This is a genomic window from Nocardioides montaniterrae (assembly GCF_054782655.1).
The window spans coordinates 102,155-122,763 of the sequence record NZ_BAAGSB010000004.1 but is presented as its reverse complement, the minus strand read 5'-3'; the positions used below and the strand labels follow the sequence as shown (position 1 = coordinate 122,763).

General features: G+C 70.5%; 20 protein-coding genes. 14 read left to right on the top strand and 6 right to left on the bottom strand.

The annotated features are described in order from the left end of the window. Nucleotides 1-10 precede the first annotated feature (10 nt). Complete coding sequence (locus tag ACYVJ3_RS08500) at nucleotides 11-1,039, top strand: VanZ family protein (RefSeq protein ID WP_460852418.1); 1,029 nt, start codon at nucleotides 11-13, stop codon at nucleotides 1,037-1,039. Between the two features lie 24 nt (nucleotides 1,040-1,063). On the opposite strand, the gene ACYVJ3_RS08495 is transcribed toward ACYVJ3_RS08500, so the two are convergent. The 3 genes from ACYVJ3_RS08495 to ACYVJ3_RS08485 are packed head-to-tail and all read right to left on the bottom strand — an operon-like array spanning nucleotide 1,064 to nucleotide 3,027. Next, the gene (locus tag ACYVJ3_RS08495) at nucleotides 1,064-1,678 is read right to left on the bottom strand and encodes a hypothetical protein (RefSeq protein ID WP_460852417.1); all 615 of its coding nucleotides are present in this window, start codon (nucleotides 1,676-1,678) and stop codon (nucleotides 1,064-1,066) included. A gap of 4 nt (nucleotides 1,679-1,682) precedes the next feature. Further along, nucleotides 1,683-2,444, bottom strand: coding sequence for an SDR family oxidoreductase (locus ACYVJ3_RS08490; RefSeq protein ID WP_460852415.1), 762 nt, complete (start codon nucleotides 2,442-2,444; stop codon nucleotides 1,683-1,685). A 4-nt stretch (nucleotides 2,445-2,448) separates the two neighbouring features. Beyond that, nucleotides 2,449-3,027, bottom strand: a complete 579-nt coding sequence (locus tag ACYVJ3_RS08485) for a TetR/AcrR family transcriptional regulator (protein ID WP_460852413.1) — start codon at nucleotides 3,025-3,027, stop codon at nucleotides 2,449-2,451. Between the two features lie 76 nt (nucleotides 3,028-3,103). Here ACYVJ3_RS08485 and ACYVJ3_RS08480 point away from each other — a divergent pair, with 76 nt between their 5' ends. The 11 genes from ACYVJ3_RS08480 to ACYVJ3_RS08430 all read left to right on the top strand — a co-directional run bounded on the left by ACYVJ3_RS08480 (nucleotide 3,104) and on the right by ACYVJ3_RS08430 (nucleotide 16,052). Continuing rightward, nucleotides 3,104-4,381, top strand: coding sequence for an NADH:flavin oxidoreductase/NADH oxidase family protein (locus ACYVJ3_RS08480; protein ID WP_460852411.1), 1,278 nt, complete (start codon nucleotides 3,104-3,106; stop codon nucleotides 4,379-4,381). A 123-nt stretch (nucleotides 4,382-4,504) separates the two neighbouring features. Further along, the gene (locus ACYVJ3_RS08475; protein WP_460852410.1) at nucleotides 4,505-5,116 is read left to right on the top strand and encodes a TetR/AcrR family transcriptional regulator; all 612 of its coding nucleotides are present in this window, start codon (nucleotides 4,505-4,507) and stop codon (nucleotides 5,114-5,116) included. Next, nucleotides 5,116-5,922 (top strand): TIGR03084 family metal-binding protein, encoded by an 807-nt coding sequence (locus ACYVJ3_RS08470; protein ID WP_460852408.1) that lies wholly within the window; start codon nucleotides 5,116-5,118, stop codon nucleotides 5,920-5,922. Before ACYVJ3_RS08475 ends, ACYVJ3_RS08470 begins: the two co-directional genes overlap by 1 nt. After that, entirely contained in the window at nucleotides 5,919-7,697 is a 1,779-nt protein-coding gene (locus tag ACYVJ3_RS08465) for an acyclic terpene utilization AtuA family protein (RefSeq protein WP_460852407.1), read from the top strand. The genes ACYVJ3_RS08470 and ACYVJ3_RS08465 overlap by 4 nt, the downstream gene beginning before the upstream one ends. Continuing rightward, nucleotides 7,694-8,854 (top strand): acyl-CoA dehydrogenase family protein, encoded by a 1,161-nt coding sequence (locus ACYVJ3_RS08460; protein ID WP_460852406.1) that lies wholly within the window; start codon nucleotides 7,694-7,696, stop codon nucleotides 8,852-8,854. The genes ACYVJ3_RS08465 and ACYVJ3_RS08460 overlap by 4 nt, the downstream gene beginning before the upstream one ends. Then, entirely contained in the window at nucleotides 8,854-9,336 is a 483-nt protein-coding gene (locus tag ACYVJ3_RS08455) for an SRPBCC family protein (RefSeq protein WP_460852405.1), read from the top strand. The genes ACYVJ3_RS08460 and ACYVJ3_RS08455 overlap by 1 nt, the downstream gene beginning before the upstream one ends. Before the next feature lie 65 nt (nucleotides 9,337-9,401). Continuing rightward, entirely contained in the window at nucleotides 9,402-10,955 is a 1,554-nt protein-coding gene (locus tag ACYVJ3_RS08450) for an acyl-CoA carboxylase subunit beta (protein ID WP_460852725.1), read from the top strand. Nucleotides 10,956-10,960: 5 nt separating this feature from the next. Beyond that, the gene (locus ACYVJ3_RS08445) at nucleotides 10,961-12,934 is read left to right on the top strand and encodes an acetyl/propionyl/methylcrotonyl-CoA carboxylase subunit alpha (RefSeq protein ID WP_460852404.1); all 1,974 of its coding nucleotides are present in this window, start codon (nucleotides 10,961-10,963) and stop codon (nucleotides 12,932-12,934) included. Then, nucleotides 12,931-14,094, top strand: coding sequence for an acyl-CoA dehydrogenase family protein (locus tag ACYVJ3_RS08440; protein WP_460852402.1), 1,164 nt, complete (start codon nucleotides 12,931-12,933; stop codon nucleotides 14,092-14,094). Before ACYVJ3_RS08445 ends, ACYVJ3_RS08440 begins: the two co-directional genes overlap by 4 nt. Nucleotides 14,095-14,141: 47 nt before the next feature. Then, complete coding sequence (locus ACYVJ3_RS08435; protein WP_460852401.1) at nucleotides 14,142-15,278, top strand: YihY/virulence factor BrkB family protein; 1,137 nt, start codon at nucleotides 14,142-14,144, stop codon at nucleotides 15,276-15,278. Between the two features lie 210 nt (nucleotides 15,279-15,488). Further along, on the top strand, nucleotides 15,489-16,052 hold the full coding sequence (locus ACYVJ3_RS08430; RefSeq protein WP_460852400.1) for a hypothetical protein: 564 nt from the start codon (nucleotides 15,489-15,491) through the stop codon (nucleotides 16,050-16,052). A gap of 72 nt (nucleotides 16,053-16,124) precedes the next feature. Here ACYVJ3_RS08430 and ACYVJ3_RS08425 read toward each other — a convergent pair whose 3' ends face one another. Genes ACYVJ3_RS08425 through ACYVJ3_RS08415 form a run of 3 tightly spaced genes read right to left on the bottom strand, consistent with a single transcriptional unit; the run spans nucleotide 16,125 to nucleotide 18,428 of the window. Continuing rightward, nucleotides 16,125-16,889, bottom strand: coding sequence for a tyrosine-protein phosphatase (locus tag ACYVJ3_RS08425; protein WP_460852398.1), 765 nt, complete (start codon nucleotides 16,887-16,889; stop codon nucleotides 16,125-16,127). Next, entirely contained in the window at nucleotides 16,886-17,893 is a 1,008-nt protein-coding gene (locus ACYVJ3_RS08420; protein ID WP_460852396.1) for a succinylglutamate desuccinylase/aspartoacylase family protein, read from the bottom strand. The genes ACYVJ3_RS08425 and ACYVJ3_RS08420 overlap by 4 nt, the downstream gene beginning before the upstream one ends. After that, complete coding sequence (locus tag ACYVJ3_RS08415; protein WP_460852394.1) at nucleotides 17,883-18,428, bottom strand: ATP-dependent zinc protease family protein; 546 nt, start codon at nucleotides 18,426-18,428, stop codon at nucleotides 17,883-17,885. Before ACYVJ3_RS08415 ends, ACYVJ3_RS08420 begins: the two co-directional genes overlap by 11 nt. Nucleotides 18,429-18,462: 34 nt before the next feature. Here ACYVJ3_RS08415 and ACYVJ3_RS08410 point away from each other — a divergent pair, with 34 nt between their 5' ends. Further along, on the top strand, nucleotides 18,463-19,656 hold the full coding sequence (locus ACYVJ3_RS08410; protein WP_460852392.1) for a RimK family alpha-L-glutamate ligase: 1,194 nt from the start codon (nucleotides 18,463-18,465) through the stop codon (nucleotides 19,654-19,656). Nucleotides 19,657-19,789: 133 nt separating this feature from the next. Then, the gene (locus ACYVJ3_RS08405; RefSeq protein WP_460852391.1) at nucleotides 19,790-20,548 is read left to right on the top strand and encodes an enoyl-CoA hydratase-related protein; all 759 of its coding nucleotides are present in this window, start codon (nucleotides 19,790-19,792) and stop codon (nucleotides 20,546-20,548) included. Nucleotides 20,549-20,609 lie beyond the last annotated feature (61 nt).

The window sequence follows — 20,609 nt, the reverse complement described above, 5'->3', positions numbered from 1 at the left end:
GTTCGCCGCCGTGACCGATCAGGCGATGAACGCGCTCGTCGCGACCGGGCTGGGCACGATCGCGGCGATCATCCTGCTGGTGCCGACGGCGGCGTACCAGTATCGACTCGACGGCAAGCTGCAGCCGCGCGACCTGGCGATCCTGCTGAGCGGCGCGATCTACGGCCTGGCGCTGTGGACGTACACGCTGCTGCCGATGCCGGCCGATCACCACTTCCGCTGCAAGCGCGCCGTGCTCGACCCGATGCACTCGCTGCGGGGGCTGACCGGTGGCGGCGTCGGGCTGGTCCACAACGCGGCCTTCCTGCAGATCGCGCTGAACGTGCTGCTGTTCGTGCCGATGGGCTACTACGTCCGGCAGATCCTGGGCCGCGGCGTGGTCGTCGCGACCGGGCTCGGGTTCGCGACCTCGCTGCTGATCGAGATGACCCAGAAGACCGGCGTCTGGCACCTCTACCACTGCGCCTACCGCCAGTTCGACGTCGACGACCTGGTCGTCAACACCCTGGGCGCGCTGTTCGGCTCGCTGCTCGCCGCCCTGTTCGTACGCCGCCGCCGCGGCCCGATCGTGCTGCCCACCCGGATCACCCTCGGGCGGCGGCTGGTCGGCCTGCTGTCCGACGTGCTGTTCGTGGTCCTGGTTGGGGGCGGCACAGCCGTCGCCTACAACGCGTGGTTCGTCTACGGGCCCGGTGGGCATCCCGACCCCGATGTGCGGCAGACGCTCCAGGTCGCCGTACCGGGTGCGGTCGAGCTCGCGATCGTGCTGCTCGCCGGTCGCACGGTCGGCGAGTGGGTGATCTCGGTGCGGACCGTCCTGGTCGGACCGCTGCCGCTCCCCACTGCGCGGAGCGTCAAGCTGGCGATGGGCATCGGGCCGGCCATCGCGCTGCTGGGGGTCGACACCGACCTGTCCGCCTTCGCCCTCGTCGGGTGGCTGATCCTGACGGCGGTGGCCGTCGTACCGACCAAGCAGCACCGGGGTCTCTCCCACGTCGCCTCCGGCCTCGAGCTGGCGATCGCGAAGCCGGGGGACTGAGCGCACCCCCCGGACGTCGGGGCGTCAGGGCCGCCAGGTCACGCCGTTGCCGGTGGGACCCGGGTCCTCCCGGACGGGCGGCGTGGGCAGGTTGCGCCCGGCAGCGGTGTCGCGCACAAGGAGCGCCTCGATGAGGGAGAGGCGCTTCTCCCAGGCGCTGGGTCCGCGTCCCGGGCTTCTGGTCTGCAGCACTGCGCGGCCGTGACGGATCCGCAGGGCCCAGGGGCGCCGCGACACCAGCAGGCTGACGAGCTCGACGTCGATGAGGTCGCGGACGCGGTCGGCGTTGGCCGCGGTCGACCAGACGAACGTCTCCGGCGGCCACGTGCCCTCGTCCGGCTCGATCGGGTTGCCCCAGATGTACTGGTTGCCCATCTCCTGCAGGCAGTGGACGTCGCAGTCCGGGAGCCGGTCGACGCCGTCGATGACGATGACGTCGTAGCGGTGGCCGCGCTTGCCGGGCCAGCCGACCTCGCCGCACACGATCCGGCGGGGACCGTCGTACCACTGCCAGGCGTCGCGGACCGGGGTGTCGCCGCCGTCGCGCTCGGAGTGCAGCACCTCGTCGGCCGGGATCGACGCGATCCAGCTCCAGCCTCGTGCCTGGGCGAGGGCCGCGAGATCCTCCTGGTCGCCCATCGGCTCAGAGCAGCTTCTTCACCACGCCGAGCGGGGCGTGCTTCATCACCGGCGCCATCGCGGCCCAGGGGAGGGCCGGCACGCAGGCGTCGGCGACCTCCTTCTCGATCGCGGACACCATCGAGCGGACGCCCTTCTCGGTGGAGGCCATCAGCGGCGTCGCCTGCTCGACCTTGTCGTTCATCTCCGAGGCGATGTAGCCGGGATAGAGCACGGTGACCTTGATCTTGTCCTGCAGCCGGGTGCCGTAGAGCTCGGTGCGCAGGCCCTCGGCGAGGTGTGCGACACCGGCCTTCGTGGCGGCGTACGTCGTCAGTGCCGAAGGCATGCCCCGCATCGCGGACATGCTCGAGACCATGACCAGGTGGCCGCGCTCCTGGCGGCGGAAGATCTCCATCGCGGCCTCGGTCTGCGCGAGCGCGCCGACGAAGTTGGTCATCGCGGTCTGCAGGTTGGCGTCGAAGCGGCCGGTGCCGAGCTTGGCGCCCTTGCCGAGGCCGGCGTTGATGACGACCCGGTCGATGGTGCCGAGCTCGTCGGCGAACTCTGCGAAGACCCGGAACACCGCCGGGTGGTCGTTGACGTCGAGCGCCCGCAGGACGATCCGGCGGGCGCCGTGCTCGGCGAGGATCTCGGCCTTGAGCTCCTCGAGGCGGTCGGTACGCCGCGCGCACAGCGCCAGGTCGTAGCCGCGCGCCGCGAACTGGCGGGCCATCTCGGCGCCCAGGCCGCTGGACGCGCCGGTGATGAGGATCGTCTGCGTCATGGCGTCAGTCTGGCGCACCCGGGAGGGCTGCGGCGACGAGCCGGCGCATGAGCGCGCCGACCTGCTCGATCGGCACCGTGGAGCGCTGGGCGATCGCCATCGCGGTGGCGCCCTCGGCGCTGCTGAGCACGAGCGCGGCGAGGTCCGAGGCGTCGTGGGCCGGCACGCCGGAGACACGCAGCGCGCCGGCGATCAGCTCCTGCCAGCGCACGAAGATCCGGCCCGCCGCCTCGCGGGCGAGTGGCACCTCGGCGCCGCCCAGGGCAGCCGCGACGATCGGGCAGCCCTCGCAGAAGTCGCTGGCGACCAGCTCCGCGGCCTGGAGGGCGAGGTAGGCGTCCATCGCCTCGAGGAAGTCGGGCACCGCCGCGAACAGCTGCTCGATGGCGGTCATCATCTCCTCGCCGCGCTGCTCGATGGCGGCGGCGATCAGCTCGTCCCGACCGCCGGGGAAGTTGAGGTAGAGGCTCCGGCGGGCGACGCCGGCCTGGGCGAGGAGGTCGCTGACCGTCGTACCGGCCACCCCGCGGGAGCGGGTCAGCGTCACCGCTCCGTCGAGCAGCCGGTCGCGTGCCGTGGTCATCGTGTGTCGCCCCTCACCGCTCCATCGTGCCTCAGGCACTTGCCAGTAGACCAAATAGTCTACTACCGTCGCGATCATGTCCACCCAGACCCCCGCCGCGACCGAGCTCTCCCCGGTCGAGCAGCGCGCCAAGCTCGCTGAGCCGTTCACCCTCCCGAACGGCTTCGTGATCCCCAACCGCCTGGCCAAGGCCGCGCTCAGCGAGAGCCTCGCCGACCAGGACTTCGCGCCGGGCGAGCGGATCCGCCGGCTCTACGGCCGCTGGGCCGACAGCGGCATGGGCTTGACCATCACCGGCAACGTGATGGTCGACCGCCGCGCGATCGGCGAGCCCGGCAACGTCGTGGTCGAGGACGAGCGGCACCTCGCCGAGCTCGCCGAGTGGGCCGCCATCGTCAAGTCCGGCGGCTCGCGCGCCTGGGTGCAGATCAACCACCCCGGCCGCCAGACCCCGCGCAACCTCACCCCGCACCCCGTCGCGCCGTCGCCGATCGGTCTGCAGGGGGCCGGCGGCATGTTCGCGAAGCCCCGCGAGCTGACCAGCGCCGAGATCGAGGGCCTGATCCGGCGGTACGCCGAGACCGCCCGCATCGTCGTGAAGGCCGGCTTCGAGGGCGTGCAGATCCACGGTGCCCACGGCTACCTGGTCTCGCAGTTCCTCTCGCCGCTCTCCAACGAGCGCACCGACGCCTGGGGCGGTACGCCGGAGAAGCGTCGCCGCTTCGTCCTGGAGATCCTGGCCGCGATGCGCGCCGAGGTCGGCGCCTCGGTGCCCGTGGCCATCAAGCTCAACTCCGCCGACTTCCAGCGCGGTGGCTTCGGCGAGGACGAGTCGATCGAGGTCGTCCACGCGCTCGCCGAGGCCGGTATCGACCTGCTCGAGGTCTCCGGCGGCACCTACACCTCCGCCGCGATGCTCGGCGTCGACGACTCCCTCAAGGAGAGCACCCGCAAGCGCGAGGCCTACTTCCTCGGCTACGCCGAGCGGGTCCGCGCCGAGCTGCCCGACCTGCCGCTGATGCTCACCGGTGGCTTTCGGACCGTCTCCGGCATGGCCGCGACGCTCGAGTCCGGCGCGATCGACCTCGTCGGCCTGGGCCGGCCCCTGACCGTCGAGCCCGACGGCCCCCGCGACCTCCTCGCCGGCGTGACCGCCGAGAGCGTCGTCCGCCCCCGCCGCTCCGGCATCAAGCTGATCGACAGCCTCACCGAGCTGACCGCCTACACCGTCCAGATGTGGCGGATGGGCGATGGCAAGGAGCCCGCTCCTCGTCGTCACCCGGCGTACAGCGTCACGCGCTACCTGCTCCAGAACGGCGTGGACAGCCTCAAGGGCGTGCGCAGCGCGAAGTGATGTAACGACGTGTCCAGTGCACTACCCGGGCGGTCTACCACCCGGGTAGTGCGCAGAACACGTAGTTACTCGAACTAACAGACAGGCTTGACTGTTTGTTTCTACGACGGCAGGCTGGTCCCCGTGACCAGCCTGCCGACGCGCGTTCCCCAGGAGGAACGCACCCGGGCGATGCGGGCGCGGCTGCTCGAGGCGGCCGTCGAGCTGCTGGTGGAGCAGGGCTTCAGCGGTACGTCGACCACGCTGGTCGCCGAGCGGGCCGGCGTCAGCCGGGGTGCGCTGATGCACCACTTCCCGACCAAGAACGACCTCGTGGTCGCAGCGGTCACCCACCTCACCGAGATCCGTGGCTCCGAGCTCGAGGCCGCGGTCGCCAAGCTGCCCAGCGGGCGGAGGCGCACCAGTGCGGTCGTCGAGGTGCTCGGTGAGCACTTCGCCAGCCCGGTGTTCACCGCGGCCCTCGAGCTGTGGGTCGCCGCCCGCACCGACCCTGCGCTGCTCGAGGCGGTCGGGCCGCTCGAGCGCAAGATCGGCCGTGACACCCACCGGCTGACGGTGGAGCTCCTCGGTGCGGACGAGTCGCACGCCGGCGTACGCGAGATGGTGCAGGCCACCCTCGACCTGGTGCGTGGCCTCGGGCTGGCCAGCACTCTCGGCGACGACGCCGCCCGGCGTCGGCGCATCCTCGACCAGTGGGCGCGCGTCCTGGACGACGCGCTCCGGAAGGACTCCTGATGAGCGTCTTCGATGCAGTGGCCGCCGACCTGACGGACGAGGGCGACGCGCTCCGAGCCGCGGTCGCACCGCTGGGCGACGAGCAGTGGGCGACCATGACGCCTGCGGACGGTTGGTCGATCGCGACCACGATCGCGCACCTGCTCTGGACCGACGAGGTCGCGGTGCTCGCGGCCCGCGCCTTCGGGTCCGAGGAGGGCAAGGCGGCGTGGGACGACGTGGTCATGCTCGCGCTCCAGGACCCGACCGGGTTCGTCGACACCGAGGCGCTGCGGATCGCCGGTGAGCTCAACCCCAGCGAGCTCCTGGCGCGCTGGGATGCCGCCCGCGCGGCCCTCCCGGACGCGCTTCGCGAGGTCGCCGACGCGCAGAAGATGCCGTGGTTCGGCCCGCCGATGTCGCCCACCTCGATGGCCACCGCGCGGTTCATGGAGACCTGGGCGCACGCGCTCGACGTGTACGACGCCCTCGGGCTGACCCCCGCACCGACCGACCGGATCAAGCACGTCGCTCACATCGGCGTACGCACCCGGAACTTCTCCTTCGCCAACAACGGGCTGACCCCGCCGGCCGAGGAGTTCCGGATCGACCTGGTCGCCCCGAGCGAGGACGTGTGGAGCTGGGGACCGGAGGACGCGGCCCAGACCGTCACCGGATCGGCGTACGACTTCTGCCAGCTGGTCACCCAGCGCATCCACCGCGACGACACCGACCTGGTCGCCCACGGCGTCGATGCCGAGAAGTGGCTGACCATCGCGCAGGCCTTCGCGGGTCCTGCCGGCGGCGGCCGGGAGGCCAAGGCATGACCGCACCGATCGGTTTCGATACGCCCTCGCCCAGCGGCTCGGGCTACTCAACCACCGGGAGCTTGCGCGTAGCGAACTGCTCCGGCTTCTACGGCGACCGCCTCTCGGCGCTGCGCGAGCAGCTCGAGGGGGGCGAGGTCGACGTGATCACCGGCGACTACCTCGCCGAGCTGACCATGCTGATCCTCGGCATGGACACGCTGCGCGACCCGAGCCTCGGCTATGCCCGTACGTTCGTGAAGCAGGTCGAGGAGTCCCTCGGCACCGCCCTCGAGCGCGGCGTCAAGATCGTCAGCAACGCCGGCGGCCTCAACCCGTCGGGCCTGGCGACGAAGCTGACCGAGGTCGCCCAGGGCCTCGGGCTCGCCCCCAAGATCGCGTACGTCGAGGGCGACGACCTCCGTGGCTCCGCCCTGTTCGAGGGGGCGCTGACGGCCAACGCCTACCTCGGCGCGTTCGGCATCGCCAGCGCATTGAGCAAGGGCGCCGACATCGTCGTCACCGGCCGCACCACCGACGCCAGCGTCGTCGTCGGTCCCGCCATCGCCCACCACGGATGGACGCCGACCGACTACGACCAGCTGGCCGGCGCGGTCGTCGCGGGCCACGTCATCGAGTGCGGCACCCAGGCCACGGGCGGCAACTTCTCCGGCTTCCGCGACCTGTTCCGCGAGGGCCGCTCGATGGCCAAGCTCGGCTTCCCGATCGCCGAGATCGCCGCCGACGGCAGCACCGTGATCACCAAGCACGAGACCACGGGTGGCGCGGTCACGGTCGACACCGTCACCGCGCAGCTGCTCTACGAGATCCAGTCGACGCGCTACCTCAACCCCGACGTGACGACCCGCCTCGACACGATCCGGCTCCGCCAGGAGGCCAAGGACCGCGTCGAGATCTCCGGCGTGACCGGCGCCGCGCCGCCCGAGCAGCTCAAGGTCGCGGTCAACACCCTCGGCGGCTACCGCAACCAGATGGAGCTCGTCCTCACCGGCCTCGACGTCGACGAGAAGGCGGCCTGGGTCCGTGCGCAGCTCGACGACGTGTTCACCGCCGAGGAGGTCCACTGGACCCAGACCCCGATGCGCCCGGGCGACGCCGACACCGAGGAGGGCGCCTCGGTCCTGCTCCGCGTCATCGGCAAGGACCCGAAGCCCGAGCCGCTCGGCAAGCCGTTCACCGGCCCCGTGGTCGAGCTCGCGCTCGGCAGCTACCCCGGCTTCACGATGACCACGCCGCCGGGCAAGCCGACGCCGTACGGCGTCTACACGCCGGCGTACGTCGACCGCTCGGCCGTGCAGCACACGGTGGTCCACCACGACGGCACGCGCGAGGTGATCGCCGACCCCACGGCGTACGTCGACCCGGGCGAGCTCGACGACAGCATCGGGAGCCGCACGTCGCCGTACCCCGCCCCCGCCGACACGCTCACCCGGCGGATGCCGCTCGGCACGTTCGTCCACGCCCGCTCCGGCGACAAGGGCGGCAACGCCAACCTCGGCCTGTGGATCAAGAACGACGGCAGCCCCAAGTACGCCGACCGGGTGACCTGGCTGGCCAAGATGATCAGCGAGCGGAAGGTCCGTGAGCTGGTCCCGGAGGCCGCGCAGCTGCCGATCGACGTCTACGTCCTGCCCAACCTGGGCGCCGTGAACATCGTGATCCACGACCTCCTCGGCGACGGGGTCGCCGCCTCCACCCGCTTCGACCCGCAGGCCAAGGGCCTGGGCGAGTGGGTCCGCAGTCGCATCGTCCACATCCAGGAAGGCCTCGTATGACCATCAGCTTCGACCACGGCTGGAGCCCCGAGCAGCTGGCGCTGAAGAGCTCCGCCAAGGCGTTCGCGGCCCGCGAGCTCATGCCCCACATGGAGGCCTGGGAGCGCGCCGGCGAGATCCCGCGCGAGGTCCAGAAGAAGCTGGCCCAGGCGGGTCTGCTCGGCGTCGGCGTGAAGGAGGAGGTCGGCGGCGACGGGGGCGACCTGCTCGACGCGACCGCGATGCAGGAGGGCCTGATGGAGGCCGGTGTCTCCGGCGGCTTCCTGGCCAGCGCCTACACGCACGGCATCTCGATCCCGCACATCGTCGCCGCGGGCTCGCCCGAGCTCATCGACACCTGGGTGCGCCCGACGCTGGCCGGCGACCTGATCGGCTCGCTCGGCATCACCGAGCCGGGCACCGGCTCCGACGTCGCCGGCATCACCACCAAGGCCGTTCGTGACGGCGACGAGTGGGTGATCAACGGCGCCAAGATGTTCATCACCTCCAGCGTCCGCGGCGACTTCGTCACGACCGCCTGCCGCACCGGCGGCCCGGACAGCGGGGCGCACGGCATCTCGCTGATCGTCGTACCCAAGGGCACGCCCGGCTTCACCGTGTCCCGCAAGCTCGACAAGATGGGCTGGCTCGCCTCCGACACCGGCGAGCTGTCGTACGTCGACGTGCGCGTGCCGGTCACCAACCTCGTCGGCCAGGAGAACCACGGCTTCTACTACATCGCCGACCAGTTCGTCACCGAGCGGATCTGGCTGGCGCTGATGGGCTACGGCCACGCGATCCGCTGCCTCCAGCTCAGCATCGACTACTGCAAGCAGCGCGACACGTTCGGCAAGGCGCTGGTCAAGAACCAGGTCGTGCGGGCCAAGCTCGTCGAGATGCACCGCCAGGTCGCGGTGGCCCGGTCCTACACGATGGAGGTCGCGCGGCGGTACGTCGCCGGCGAGAGCGTGATCGCCGAGGCGTGCCTGGCCAAGCAGACCGCCGTCGACACGGCCGTCTGGGTGGCCGACCAGGCCGTCCAGCTGCACGGCGGGATGGGCTACATGCGTGAGTCCGAGGTCGAGCGGCACTACCGCGACGTACGCCTCCTGCCGATCGGTGGCGGTGCGACCGAGGTCCTCACCGACCTCGCGGCCCGCCTCCTGGACTACGCCTGATGAGCCTGATCAAGCCGCTCAGCGGCGAGGTGTCGGTCCACATGAAGGCCACGCCCCAGGAGATCTGGGCGCTGCTCAGCGACGTCACCCGCATCGGGGAGTTCAGCCCGGAGACGTTCGAGGCCAAGTGGACCCGCGGGTCGACCGGCCCGGCCGTCGGCGCGACGTTCCGCGGCCACGTCAAGCGCAACGGCGTCGGCCCCGTCTACTGGACCCCCTGCACGGTCACCCGGTGCGTCCCCGGCGAGGTCTTCGAGTTCGCCGTGGGCCTGTCCGCCGAGAAGGCGATGAACACCTGGGGCTACCGGCTCCAGCCCGAGAACGACGGCACGCGGGTGACGGAGTACTTCCGGCTCACCCCGGCCTGGTACCTCCGCGGCTACTGGCTGGTCCTGGGCCGGCTGCGGGGCCGCACCAACGAGCGCGGCATGCGCACCACCCTCGAACGCATCAAGATCGTCGTCGAAGGAGAAGCGAAGTGACCGACACCGTGACGACCCCGGAGGTCGAGCCTGTCGAGACCGAGCCGCTCACGCGGCGGGACGCGATGCTCGCCAAGATCGAGCGCATCCGGGCGGCGCAGCAGCAGGCCGTCGAGGCCGGTGGCAAGTACATCGAGCGCCACCACGAGCGCGGCAAGCTGACCGCCCGCGAGCGGATCGAGCTGCTCGTCGACGAGGGCTCGGCGTTCCTCGAGCTGATGCCGCTGGCCGGCTGGGGCTCGGACTTCACCGTGGGCGCCTCGATGGTCGCGGGCATCGGCGTGGTCGAGGGCGTCGAGGTCATGATCATCGCCAACGACCCGACCGTGAAGGGCGGCGCGCTGAACCCGATGACGCTGCGCAAGTCCTTCCGCGCCGCCGAGATCGCGGAGAAGAACGGCCTGCCCTCGATCAACCTGACCGAGTCCGGTGGCGCCGACCTGCCCACGCAGAAGGACATCTTCATCCCCGGCGGGCGCGGCTTCCGCGACCTGACGCGGGCGAGCGCGGCCAAGCTGCCGACGATCTCGGTCGTCTTCGGCAACTCGACGGCCGGTGGCGCGTACGTCCCCGGCATGAGCGACTACGTGATCATGGTCAAGGAGCGCGCCAAGGTCTTCCTGGCCGGCCCGCCGCTGGTGAAGATGGCCACCGGCGAGGAGTCCGACGACGAGTCGCTCGGCGGCGCCGAGATGCACTCCCGGATCTCCGGCTCGAGCGACTTCCTGGCGCTCGACGAGCAGGACGCGATCCGGCTCGCTCGCCGCTGCGTGGCCCGGCTCAACTGGCGCAAGAAGGGCAGCACGCCCGACCCCACGTCGTACGCCGAGCCCGACCTCGACCCCGAGGAGCTGCTCGACCTGTTCCCCGACGACCTCAAGGAGCCGTTCGACCCGCGCGACGCGATCCTGCGGATCGTGGACGGCACCTCGCCCGACAACGGGCAGCCGTTCGACGAGTTCAAGCCGCTCTACGGATCGTCTCTCTGTGTCGGCTGGGCCAAGCTGCACGGCCACCCGATCGGCATCATCGCCAACGCACGCGGCGTCCTGATGAGCGAGGAGGCCCAGAAGGCCGCGCAGTTCATCCAGCTGGCCAACCAGAAGGACACCCCGCTGCTGTTCCTGCACAACACGACCGGCTACATGGTCGGCGCGGAGTACGAGCAGGGCGGCATCATCAAGCACGGCGCGATGATGATCAACGCGGTCTCGAACTCGCAGGTCCCGCACCTGACGGTGATCATGGGCGCGTCGTTCGGTGCCGGCAACTACGGCATGAACGGCCGCGCCTACGACCCGCGCTTCCTCTTCACCTGGCCCTCGGCCAAGTCCGCGGTCATGGGCCCCGCCCAGCTCGCCGGCGTGATGGAGATCGTCGCGCGTGAGTCCGCGGAGAAGAAGGGCCAGCCCTTCGACGCCGAGGGGTTCCAGGGCATCAAGGACTTCGTGATGCAGGCCATCGAGGACCAGTCGCTGCCGGAGTTCCTCTCCGGCCTCGTGTACGACGACGGCGTCATCGACCCGCGGGACACCCGCACCGTCCTGGGCATCTGCCTGTCCGTCATCGACAACCGACCGATCGAGGGCGCGATGAACTTCGGCGTCTTCAGGATGTGATGGGAATGAGCATGCAACGCGTCCTCGTGGCCAACCGCGCGGAGATCGCTTCGCGCGTCTTCCGCACCTGCCGCCGGCTGGGCATCGACACCGTCGCGGTGTTCTCCGACGCCGACGCCGACCTGCCCTACGTCGGAGAGGCGGACCTGGCGGTGCACCTGCCGGGCACCTCGCCGACCGACACCTACCTGCGGACCGATCTCATCCTCGAGGCCGCCCGCCGGACGGGTGCCACCGCGATCCACCCCGGCTACGGCTTCCTCTCCGAGAACGCCGCGTTCGCGCGGGCGGTCATGGAGGCCGGTCTGAAATGGATCGGCCCCGCACCGGAGTCGATCGAGCAGATGGGCTCCAAGATCGAGAGCAAGAAGCTGATGGACGCGGCCGGCGTACCCGTGCTGACTGCGCCCGCCTCGCCGACCGACGCCGACCTGCCGCTGCTGGTCAAGGCGTCCGCAGGTGGTGGCGGTCGCGGTATGCGGGTCGTCCGCTCGCTGTCCGCGCTGGCCGGCGAGATCGAGGCCGCGGAGTCGGAGGCGCTGTCGGCGTTCGGCGACGGCACCGTCTTCGTCGAGCCGTACGTCGAGAACGGCCGGCATGTCGAGGTGCAGGTCGTCGGTCACCCGTCCGGCGTCCTGGTCTTCGGTGAGCGCGACTGCTCGGTGCAGCGTCGCCACCAGAAGGTCGTCGAGGAGGCGCCGGCGCCAAAGCTGCCCGACGTCACCCGCACCGCCCTCCATGACGCGGCCCGCGCCGCCGCCGAGGCGATCGACTACCGCGGCGCCGGCACTGTCGAGTTCCTCTACGACCCGGCCCGCGACTCGTTCTTCTTCCTGGAGATGAACACCCGGCTGCAGGTCGAGCACCCCGTCACCGAGGAGATCTTCGGGGTCGACCTGGTCCAGCTGCAGCTGGAGTCGGCCGGCGTCATCGCCCCCACGTCCCCGACCGTCGGCGCCCCCGCCGGTCATGCGATCGAGGTCCGCCTCTACGCGGAGGACCCGGCGGCGGACTACGCCCCGCAGGTCGGCCGGCTGAGCCGCTTCGAGTTCCCAGAGGTCGAGGGGCTTCGGGTCGAGGCCGGCTTCGTCTCCGGCTCGGTCGTGTCGCCGTTCTACGACGCGATGCTGGCGAAGCTGGTGGTGCACGCTCCGACGCGCGACGACGCCGCCCGGCGGATGGTCGCGGTCCTTCGCAAGGCCCGCCTGCACGGCCTGACGACCAATCGCGAGCAGCTGATCGACGTGCTGACCCGGCCCGACTTCCTCTCCGGCGACGTGTCGACCGCGATGCTCGCGCCGGAGAACGGACCGATCGGCATCACGACCGGGTCCGGTGACGCTCAGCGGGGCGACGCCGAAGCGCGTTCGGTCCGTTCTGCGGCCGCGCTGGCCTGGGTGGAGAGTTGCCGCGCGGCCGCGCGGATCCAGCAGCGCATCGCGCCGGGCTTCCGCAACGTGCCGAGCCAGCCGCAGCGCGTGGAGTTCACCGATGACACCGTCGCCGAGTGGTGGGGCGAGCGGACGGGCTATCGGGTCGAGGGCGCGACGGTCATCTCGGTCTCGACAGGCTCGACCACCGGTACTTGGGCGGTCGAGCTCGAGGTGGACGGCGTACGCCGCCGCTACGAGGTCGCCATCGACGGCCACCGGATCGACGTGGACGGCCCCGACGGCCACACCGCGCTCGAGGGCAAGCCGCGTTTCGTCGACCCGTCCACCCAGGTGGCCGAGGGCTCGCTGCTCGCGCCGATGCCCGGCTCGGTGATCCGGGTCAGCGCCGCCGTCGGCGACGTCGTCGAGGCGGGCCAGCCCCTCCTCGTGATGGAGGCCATGAAGATGCAGCACACCATCACGGCGCCGTACGCCGGCACGATCACCGAGCTCGCCGCCACCGAGGGCCAGCAGGTCGAGGCGGGCAGCGTGCTGGCCGTCGTCGAACCGTCCGAGAACACCGACACCGCAGGAGCAGACGCATGACCGTCCCGTTCACCGAGACCGAGGAGCGCATCGCGCTCCGCGAGGCCGTCAAGGGCCTGGCTTCGAAGTACGGCTACCAGTACATGGCCGAGACCGTCGCCAAGGGCGGGAAGACCACCGAGATGTGGCTCGACTACGGCAAGCACGGCTTCCTCGGCGTCAACATCCCCGAGGAGTACGGCGGCGGTGGCGGCGGCATGGGCGACCTGGCGGCCGTGCTCGAGGAGGCGTCCGCCGCAGGTGCCCCGCTCCTGATGATGGTGGTCAGCCCGGCGATCGTCGGCTCGATCATCACCCGCTGCGGCACCGAGGAGCAGAAGAAGACGTGGCTGCCGGGCATCGCCTCCGGCGAGATCACGGCGGCCTTCGCGATCACCGAGCCGGACGCCGGGTCGAACTCCCACCAGATCACCACCACCGCCACGCGCGACGGCGACGAGTGGGTGATCAAGGGCCAGAAGACGTTCATCTCCGGCGTCGACGAGGCCGACGTGATCCTGGTCGTGGCCCGCACCGCGGACGCCAAGACCGGCAAGCTCAAGCCGGCCCTGTTCCTGATGCCGACCGACGCCCCCGGCTTGGAGCGCCAGGTCATCCCGATGGAGTTCGTGGCGCCGGAGAAGCAGTTCACGCTGTTCTTCGACGACGTGCGCCTCCCCGCCGACCGGCTCGTCGGCGACGAGGACGGCGGCCTGTGGCAGCTGTTCGCAGGCCTCAACCCCGAGCGGATCATGGGCGCCGCGATGACCTGCGGCCAGGCGCGCTACGCCCTGGAGAAGGCCGTCGAGTACGCCAAGACCCGCAAGGTCTGGAAGGACGTCATCGGCACCCACCAGGCGATCGCGCACCCGCTCGCCAAGTGCAAGATCGAGCTCGAGCAGGCCCGGCTGCTGATGCAGAAGGCGGCGGCGCTGTACGACGCCGGCGACGACTTCACCGCCGGCGAGTACGCCAACATGGCCAAGTACGCCGGTGGCGAGGTCGCCTGCAACACCCTCGACGTCGCCGTGCAGACCCACGGTGGCAGCGGCCTCACCACCGAGCTCGGTCTCGGCAACCAGCTGGTCGCCGCCCGCCTCGGTCGGATCGCTCCGGTCTCGCGGGAGATGATCCTCAACTTCGTCGCGATGCACTCTCTGGGGCTGCCCAAGTCCTACTGACGGCAGGGCTGCACGGACGGGGCCCACGGTCGGGATAGGTTGCGGCCGTGGGCTTCGTCGAGGACTTGGACAGGGGGCAGCGCAAGAACCGCTGGATCGGGTTCCCGCTGGCGGTCTTCTACAAGTTCTTCGACGACCAGGGCAACTACCTCGCGGCGATCCTGACGTTCTACGCGTTCCTCTCGATCTTCCCGCTGCTGCTGCTGGCGACATCGATCTTCGGCTTCATCCTGCAGGGCAACCCGGACCTCCAGGAGAAGGTGCTCGACTCGGCCCTGGGCCAGTTCCCGATCATCGGTGACGCGCTCGGCCGTCCCGAGGGGCTGCAGGGCTCGACCGGCGGCATCATCGTCGGCGCGCTCGCGGCGCTGTACGGCGCGATCGGCCTCGGCCTCGCGCTGCAGAACGTCCAGTCGGCCGCGTGGGCGGTGCCGCGCAACAGCCGTCCGCACCCGGTGATGACCCGGGTCAACTCGCTCTTCATCCTGATGGCCGCGGGTACCGCGATCCTCGGTTTGTCGATCGGGTCGGCGATCCTCACCTCGACCCAGCTGATCGGCGACCTGTCCACCCACGGGTGGTTCACCTGGTTCCTCCGACTGCTGACCGTGCTGATCCTCGGCCTGATCTTGACCATGCTGCTGCGGATGGCCGCGGCCCGCAGCATCAAGGAGAACGTGGTCCACGCGGCCCCCGGCGCGTTCACCATCGCGATCCTGTGGCAGCTGCTCCAGCACATCGGTACCTGGTACGTCACCAACGTCATCGCGGGCGCCCACCACCAAGGGATGCTCGACGACTTCGCGGTCCCGCTGGGCCTGATGGGTCTGCTCTACATCGGTGCGGTGATGGGCGTCCTCGGCATCGAGGTCAACGTCGTGCTGGCCCGCCGCCTCTGGCCCCGCGCCCTGCTGACGCCGTTCACCGACCGCGTCGACCTCACCGACGCCGACCGCCGGGCGTACGCCATGTACACCCAGATGCAGCGCCACAAGGGCTTCCAGACCGTCGCGGTCCGCTTCGACGGCCGCGACGGCGACACCCACGAGATCGTGCTCGACCCCAAGACCGAAGAGGTCATCAAGCAGCACATCCCGGGCCTGCCGCCCCGCCCCGAGGCCGCCGACGAGCTCACCGAGCTGATCAACCTCGACGACCTCCGGAACCCGCCGCCCTCGATCTGACGTGGGCGCCTGGTCCGCGATGCGTGGTGAGGACGGGCTCTGCCGGAGAGGTAGGGACTATGGGCCAACTGGCCCATAGTCCCTAGCGGCCCGAAGGTGGTCGGTCGGTGCGCACCCACGGCGGGATCTCACCAGGTTTCGGCGGGTTCGTGGCGCGGGTAATACCTCTTTGACCCGCTCGGACGGACCTGGCGGAGGAGGGGAAAAACCATGAAGCGCTCGTTCACAGTGAAGTCGGCAGTCCTCGCCGTCCTTGTCTCGCTCCTGGCCGTCGTCGGTGGCGTCGCGGCGCCCGCCGCCCACGCCAGCTGCCCGCCGCCCGACTCATCGGCGCAGTACATCTACAAGTTCGCCAACAAGACCACGACCTACCACTCGACCAACCTGGCGAGCGACTGGGTCTACTGGCCCCAGGGCGGCAGCATCAACTACACCAAGAACACGACCGGAACCACCTCGGCCTCGGTCACCGCGACCGTCTCTGCGGAGGCGGGTGTCATCTTCGCCAAGGCGTCGACCAGCTTCGGCATCACCGTCGGCAAGACGTGGAGCAAGTCTCAGGTCTGGAGCTACACCGCGAACGTGCCCAGCGGTACCGGCTACCGCTACCGCCTCCACATGTACCACTACTCGCTCAACTTCGACGTGATGAAGAAGACGTGGAGCTACGGCACCTGCGGCTACATCAACTACTGGAGCAGCTGGCAGCACGTCGCCCACGCCCCCGTGGCCTCGAGCTCGAACATCTGGAGGCTCGACCGCGCCTCGATCTGACGCGAAGGTCCGTACGTCGCCCCCGGTCGCCCCTGCGCACCGGGGGCGACGTCGTTCCGGCGGCTACGCGCGTCACGGGAGCAGCAGCGCCCGCAGCCGCTCGAGCACCTCGTCGCCCAGCCCGAGCCCGTCCCGGAGATAGGTGAGCCGGTCGCCGTACAGGCTCTCGACGGACGCGTACGCCGAGTGCAGGTACTCCAGGTCCGCCACGAGCGTCGGCTCGAAGATCTCCACGCCGTGCTCGCCGAGGTGGGTCCTGATCTCGGACTCGACGCGTGCCCGGGACCCCGCGCCGAGGGAGTTGGTGAGCAGGTAGTCGTCCTCGATCACGGTGTCCGGGACTCCGCACACGTGCAGCAGCAGCGCCGCGACCCATCCGGTGCGGTCCTTGCCGGCCGTGCAGTGGAAGACCTGGGGGCCGCCAGCGGCCAGGGTACGGAAGACGCCCGCGAAGCCGGCTCGCGAGTGCGCCGACTCGACGAAGCCGGAGTAGACACGGTCCATCAGCGTCACCGCCTCGGCCCGGCTCGAGAGCGCACCGACCTCCTCCATCGGGATGCCGATGACGTCGAAGTGGCGCCAGGTCGACCCGGGCACCTCCGGATCGGGGTGTCGCTCGATCTCCAGGTCGGCGCGCAGGTCGATGATCCCGCTCAGCCCGAGTGCCGAGAGCGCCGCGAGGTCCTCGCCGGAGAGGCGCAGCTCGTTGGAGCGGTAGAACACGCCCGGTCGCAGCGGCGCGCTCCCCGCGCCGACGTAACCCGGCCCCGCCACGTCGCGGAAGTTGTCGGCCGAGGCGAGCCGGAGCAGCTCCTCGCCGGACTCCTCGACGCTCATGAGTCCCAGCCCTCGACGACCTCGGTGAGGACGTCGGGCGGCAGCGGCCGGTCGGCGACGGCGATGTGGACCAGCGCGTCACCCGCGTTGACGATCGGCGCCATGGTCAGCCCGATGACGATGCCCGAGCGGTCGGCGTGGACCAGCCGCACGCGGCGTCCGAACGTGTCGGACAGACCGCCGATCCGGCGCCCCTCCTCGACCCAGTCGCCCAGGTGCACCTCGAGGTGCAGGATGCCGGTGCTGCGTGCCCGCACCCAGCCGCTCTCGCGCGACTCGACGACCACCGGCGTCGGCAGCGGCTCGGCGGGCGGGTCGATCATGTCCAGGGTCTCCAGGACGCGGCGTACGCCGGTGACGCCGACCGCGATCGGCGCCTCGTCGAAGCGCAGGATCTCGCCGGCCTCGTAGAGCAGCACCCGAGCACCGGCCTCGAGCGCGGCCTGCCGCAGCGAGCCGTCGCGCAGCTTGGCGTGCAGCTTGACCGGTGCGCCGAACGCCTCGGCCAGCTCGCTGGTGCGGGGGTCGTCGAGGTCGGCGCGGATCTGCGGGAGGTTGTTGCGGCGGTCGGCGGCGGTGTGGAGGTCGATGCCGAGCTCGCACTTGCGGACGACCTCGGTCATGAACAGGTGCGCGATCCGGCTGGCCAGCGACCCGCGCGTGGAGCCGGGGAAGGAGCGGTTCAGGTCGCGGCGGTCGGGCAGGTAGCGGTCGCCGGCGAGGAAGCCGAAGACGTTGACGACGGGTACGGCGAGGATCGTGCCGCGCACATCCTTGGCCTTCAGGGTGGCCGTCACCTGGCGGATGATCTCGACGCCGAGGACCTCGTCGCCGTGGATCGCCGCGCTGATCCAGATCACCGGGCCCGGCGCGCGGCCGTGGATGACCCGGACCGGGAGGGTCGCGTCGCCGCCGGTGACCATCTTGCTGATCGGCAGCTCCACCTCCTTGGTCGAGCCGGCCCGGACCCGGACGTTGCCGATCGCGAACGACTCACGCGCCACGGGGGGTGCTCCTCTCGGCGACGCCGCGGTTGCGGCGGCGTACCTGCTTGGGCGGACGACCGCCGAGATAGCTGCGGCCCGAGTGCACGAGGAACCCCTGGCGCAACGCCTCACGGCCGATGAGGAGCCGGAAGCCCATCGAGTCGCGCCGGGTGAGCGTCACCTCGGACACGACGTCGGCGCCGTGGATCTGCAGTCGCATCAGGACGACGTACCTCTCCTGCTCGTGGCCCGTGCTGCTGCGGACCTGTCGGCGGTCGTGGACCGGCAGCTCGACGCGCTGGGAGTCCTCGGCGCTGCGCTGCCACGGATGGATCGAGAACCGGACCCACGCGGCGCCGTCGCGGGTGAACTCCTCGACGTCGAACGCGTGCAGCGCTGAGGTGCGGGCACCGGTGTCCAGCTTGGCCTTGATGTGCTCGACACCGAGGTCCGGCAGACCGACCCACTCTCGCCAGCCGGCGGTCACCGAGGGCCTGATTGAATGGGTCACGGGATGGGTCGCCCGCTTCGGGTCCTTCGCATCCTTGGCCACGCCACCATCCAATCAGGTCGGAAATTTCACCCCCATGAAACTCGCGATCCTCTCCCGCGCACCCCGTTCCTACAGCACCCAGCGTCTGCGGACGGCCGCGCTCGATCGCGGGCACGAGGTCAAGGTCCTCAACACCCTGCGCTTCGGCATCGACCTGTCGAACGACCTCCCGGACCTGACGTTCCGCGGCCAGCCGCTCTCGGACTACGACGCCGTGCTGCCGCGGATCGGCAACTCGATCACCTACTTCGGCACCGCCGTCGTGCGGCAGTTCGAGCAGATGGACGTCTACACCCCGAACACCGCGTCCGGCATCACCAACTCCCGCGACAAGCTCCGGGCGTTCCAGATCCTCAGCCGGCACAACATCGACATGCCGCCCACGATGTTCGTGCAGGACCGGGCCGGCGTGATCCCGGCGATCGAGCAGGTCGGTGGCGCGCCCGTGGTGATCAAGCTCCTCGAGGGCACCCAGGGCATCGGCGTCATCCTGGCGCCCGGCCTCAAGGTCGCCGAGGCGATCGTCGAGACGCTGCAGTCGACCCGTCAGAACGTCCTGATCCAGAGCTTCATCAAGGAGTCCAAGGGCCGCGACATCCGCGCGCTGGTCGTGGGTGACCGGGTGGTCGCGGCGATGCGACGTACGGCGAAGGGCGACGAGTTCCGCTCCAACGTCCACCGCGGCGGCTCGGTGGAGAAGGTCGAGCTCGACCCCGAGTTCGAGCGTACGGCGGTCCGCGCCGCCCAGATCATGGGCCTGAAGGTCGCCGGCGTCGACATGCTCGAGGGCGACGACGGCCCGCTGGTCATGGAGGTCAACTCCTCCCCGGGCCTGGAGGGCATCGAGACCGCGACCAACCTCGACGTCGCCGGCGCGATCATCGACTACATCGACAACCAGGTCGCCTTCCCGCAGATCGACGTCCGCGAGCGCCTGGCCGTCTCCACCGGCTACGGCGTCGCCGAGATCGTCGTCCACGGCGACGGTGCGTTCGTCGGCAAGACCCTCGGCGAGTCCGGCCTGCGCGAGAAGGACATCACCGTCCTCACGCTCCACCGCGGCACCCAGGTCATCCCGAACCCGTTCCCCCGCCACGTCCTCGCCGCCGAGGACCGACTCCTCTGCTTCGGCAAGCTCGAGGAGATGCGCTCGATGATCCCGGCCCGCCCCAAGCGGCGTACCCGGGTCAAGAAGCTCCCCAAGCAGCCCATCCACGTCGAGGACTGAGGCTCGGTCCTGCAGGTTTCCCAAGGGATGCAGGGAAACCTGCGCTTCCCCATGGTTGCAACGCTTGGGGAGTGCAGTTTCGGCTGCATCCCTTGGGAAACCTGCAGGACCGGCGTGAGGCAGGATGGCGCGCATGACTGACACGACCACCGAGCTCGTCCACCTCGACGTCGCCGACGGCGTCGCGACGATCACCCTCGACAGCCCGGCGAACCGCAACGCGCTGTCCAAGCAGCTGGTCACCGAGCTGCTCGGCCACCTCGAGGCGATCGACGGTCGGGAGGACGCGAAGGTCGTCATCCTCAGGTCGAGCGGACGTGTGTTCTGCTCCGGCGCCGACCTCTCCGAGGCCAGCACCGTTCCGCTCGAGGAGGGCCTCGCCGCGATCGCCCGCCTGCAGCGCCTGATCCTCACCCTGGCCCAGCCGGTCGTCACCGTCGTCCAGGGCGCGGCCCGCGCCGGCGGCATCGGCATCGTCGCGGCCTCGGACGTCGCGATCGTCGCCGAGGACGCCACCTTCGCCCTGACCGAGGTCAAGCTCGGCCTGACGCCGGCGATCATCTCGCTCACGGTCTTCCCGCGGCTCACCCAGCGCGCCGCCCAGATGGCCGCGCTCGGCGGTGAGGTGTTCAGCGGGGCCGACGCCGCGGCGTACGGCCTGGTCAGCCTCGCCGTCCCCGCCGCCGAGCTGGACGAGGCCGTCGAGGCCGTCGTCGAGCGCCTCGGCACGGGCGCCGCCCAGGGACTGCGCGAGACCAAGGCGCTGCTCAACGCCGCGATGGTTGCCGACATCGACGCCCGCGCGGGCGAGCTCGGGGCGCTGTCGGGGAGGCTGTTCGCCTCCGACGCGGCGCGGGAGGCGATGCTCGCCTTCCTGTCGCGGAAGAAGTGACTGGCCGCTCCCGCCTGTAAAGTTGGGTGCCTGCCTTTTCGGGGCCGGCATCAACAGCCAG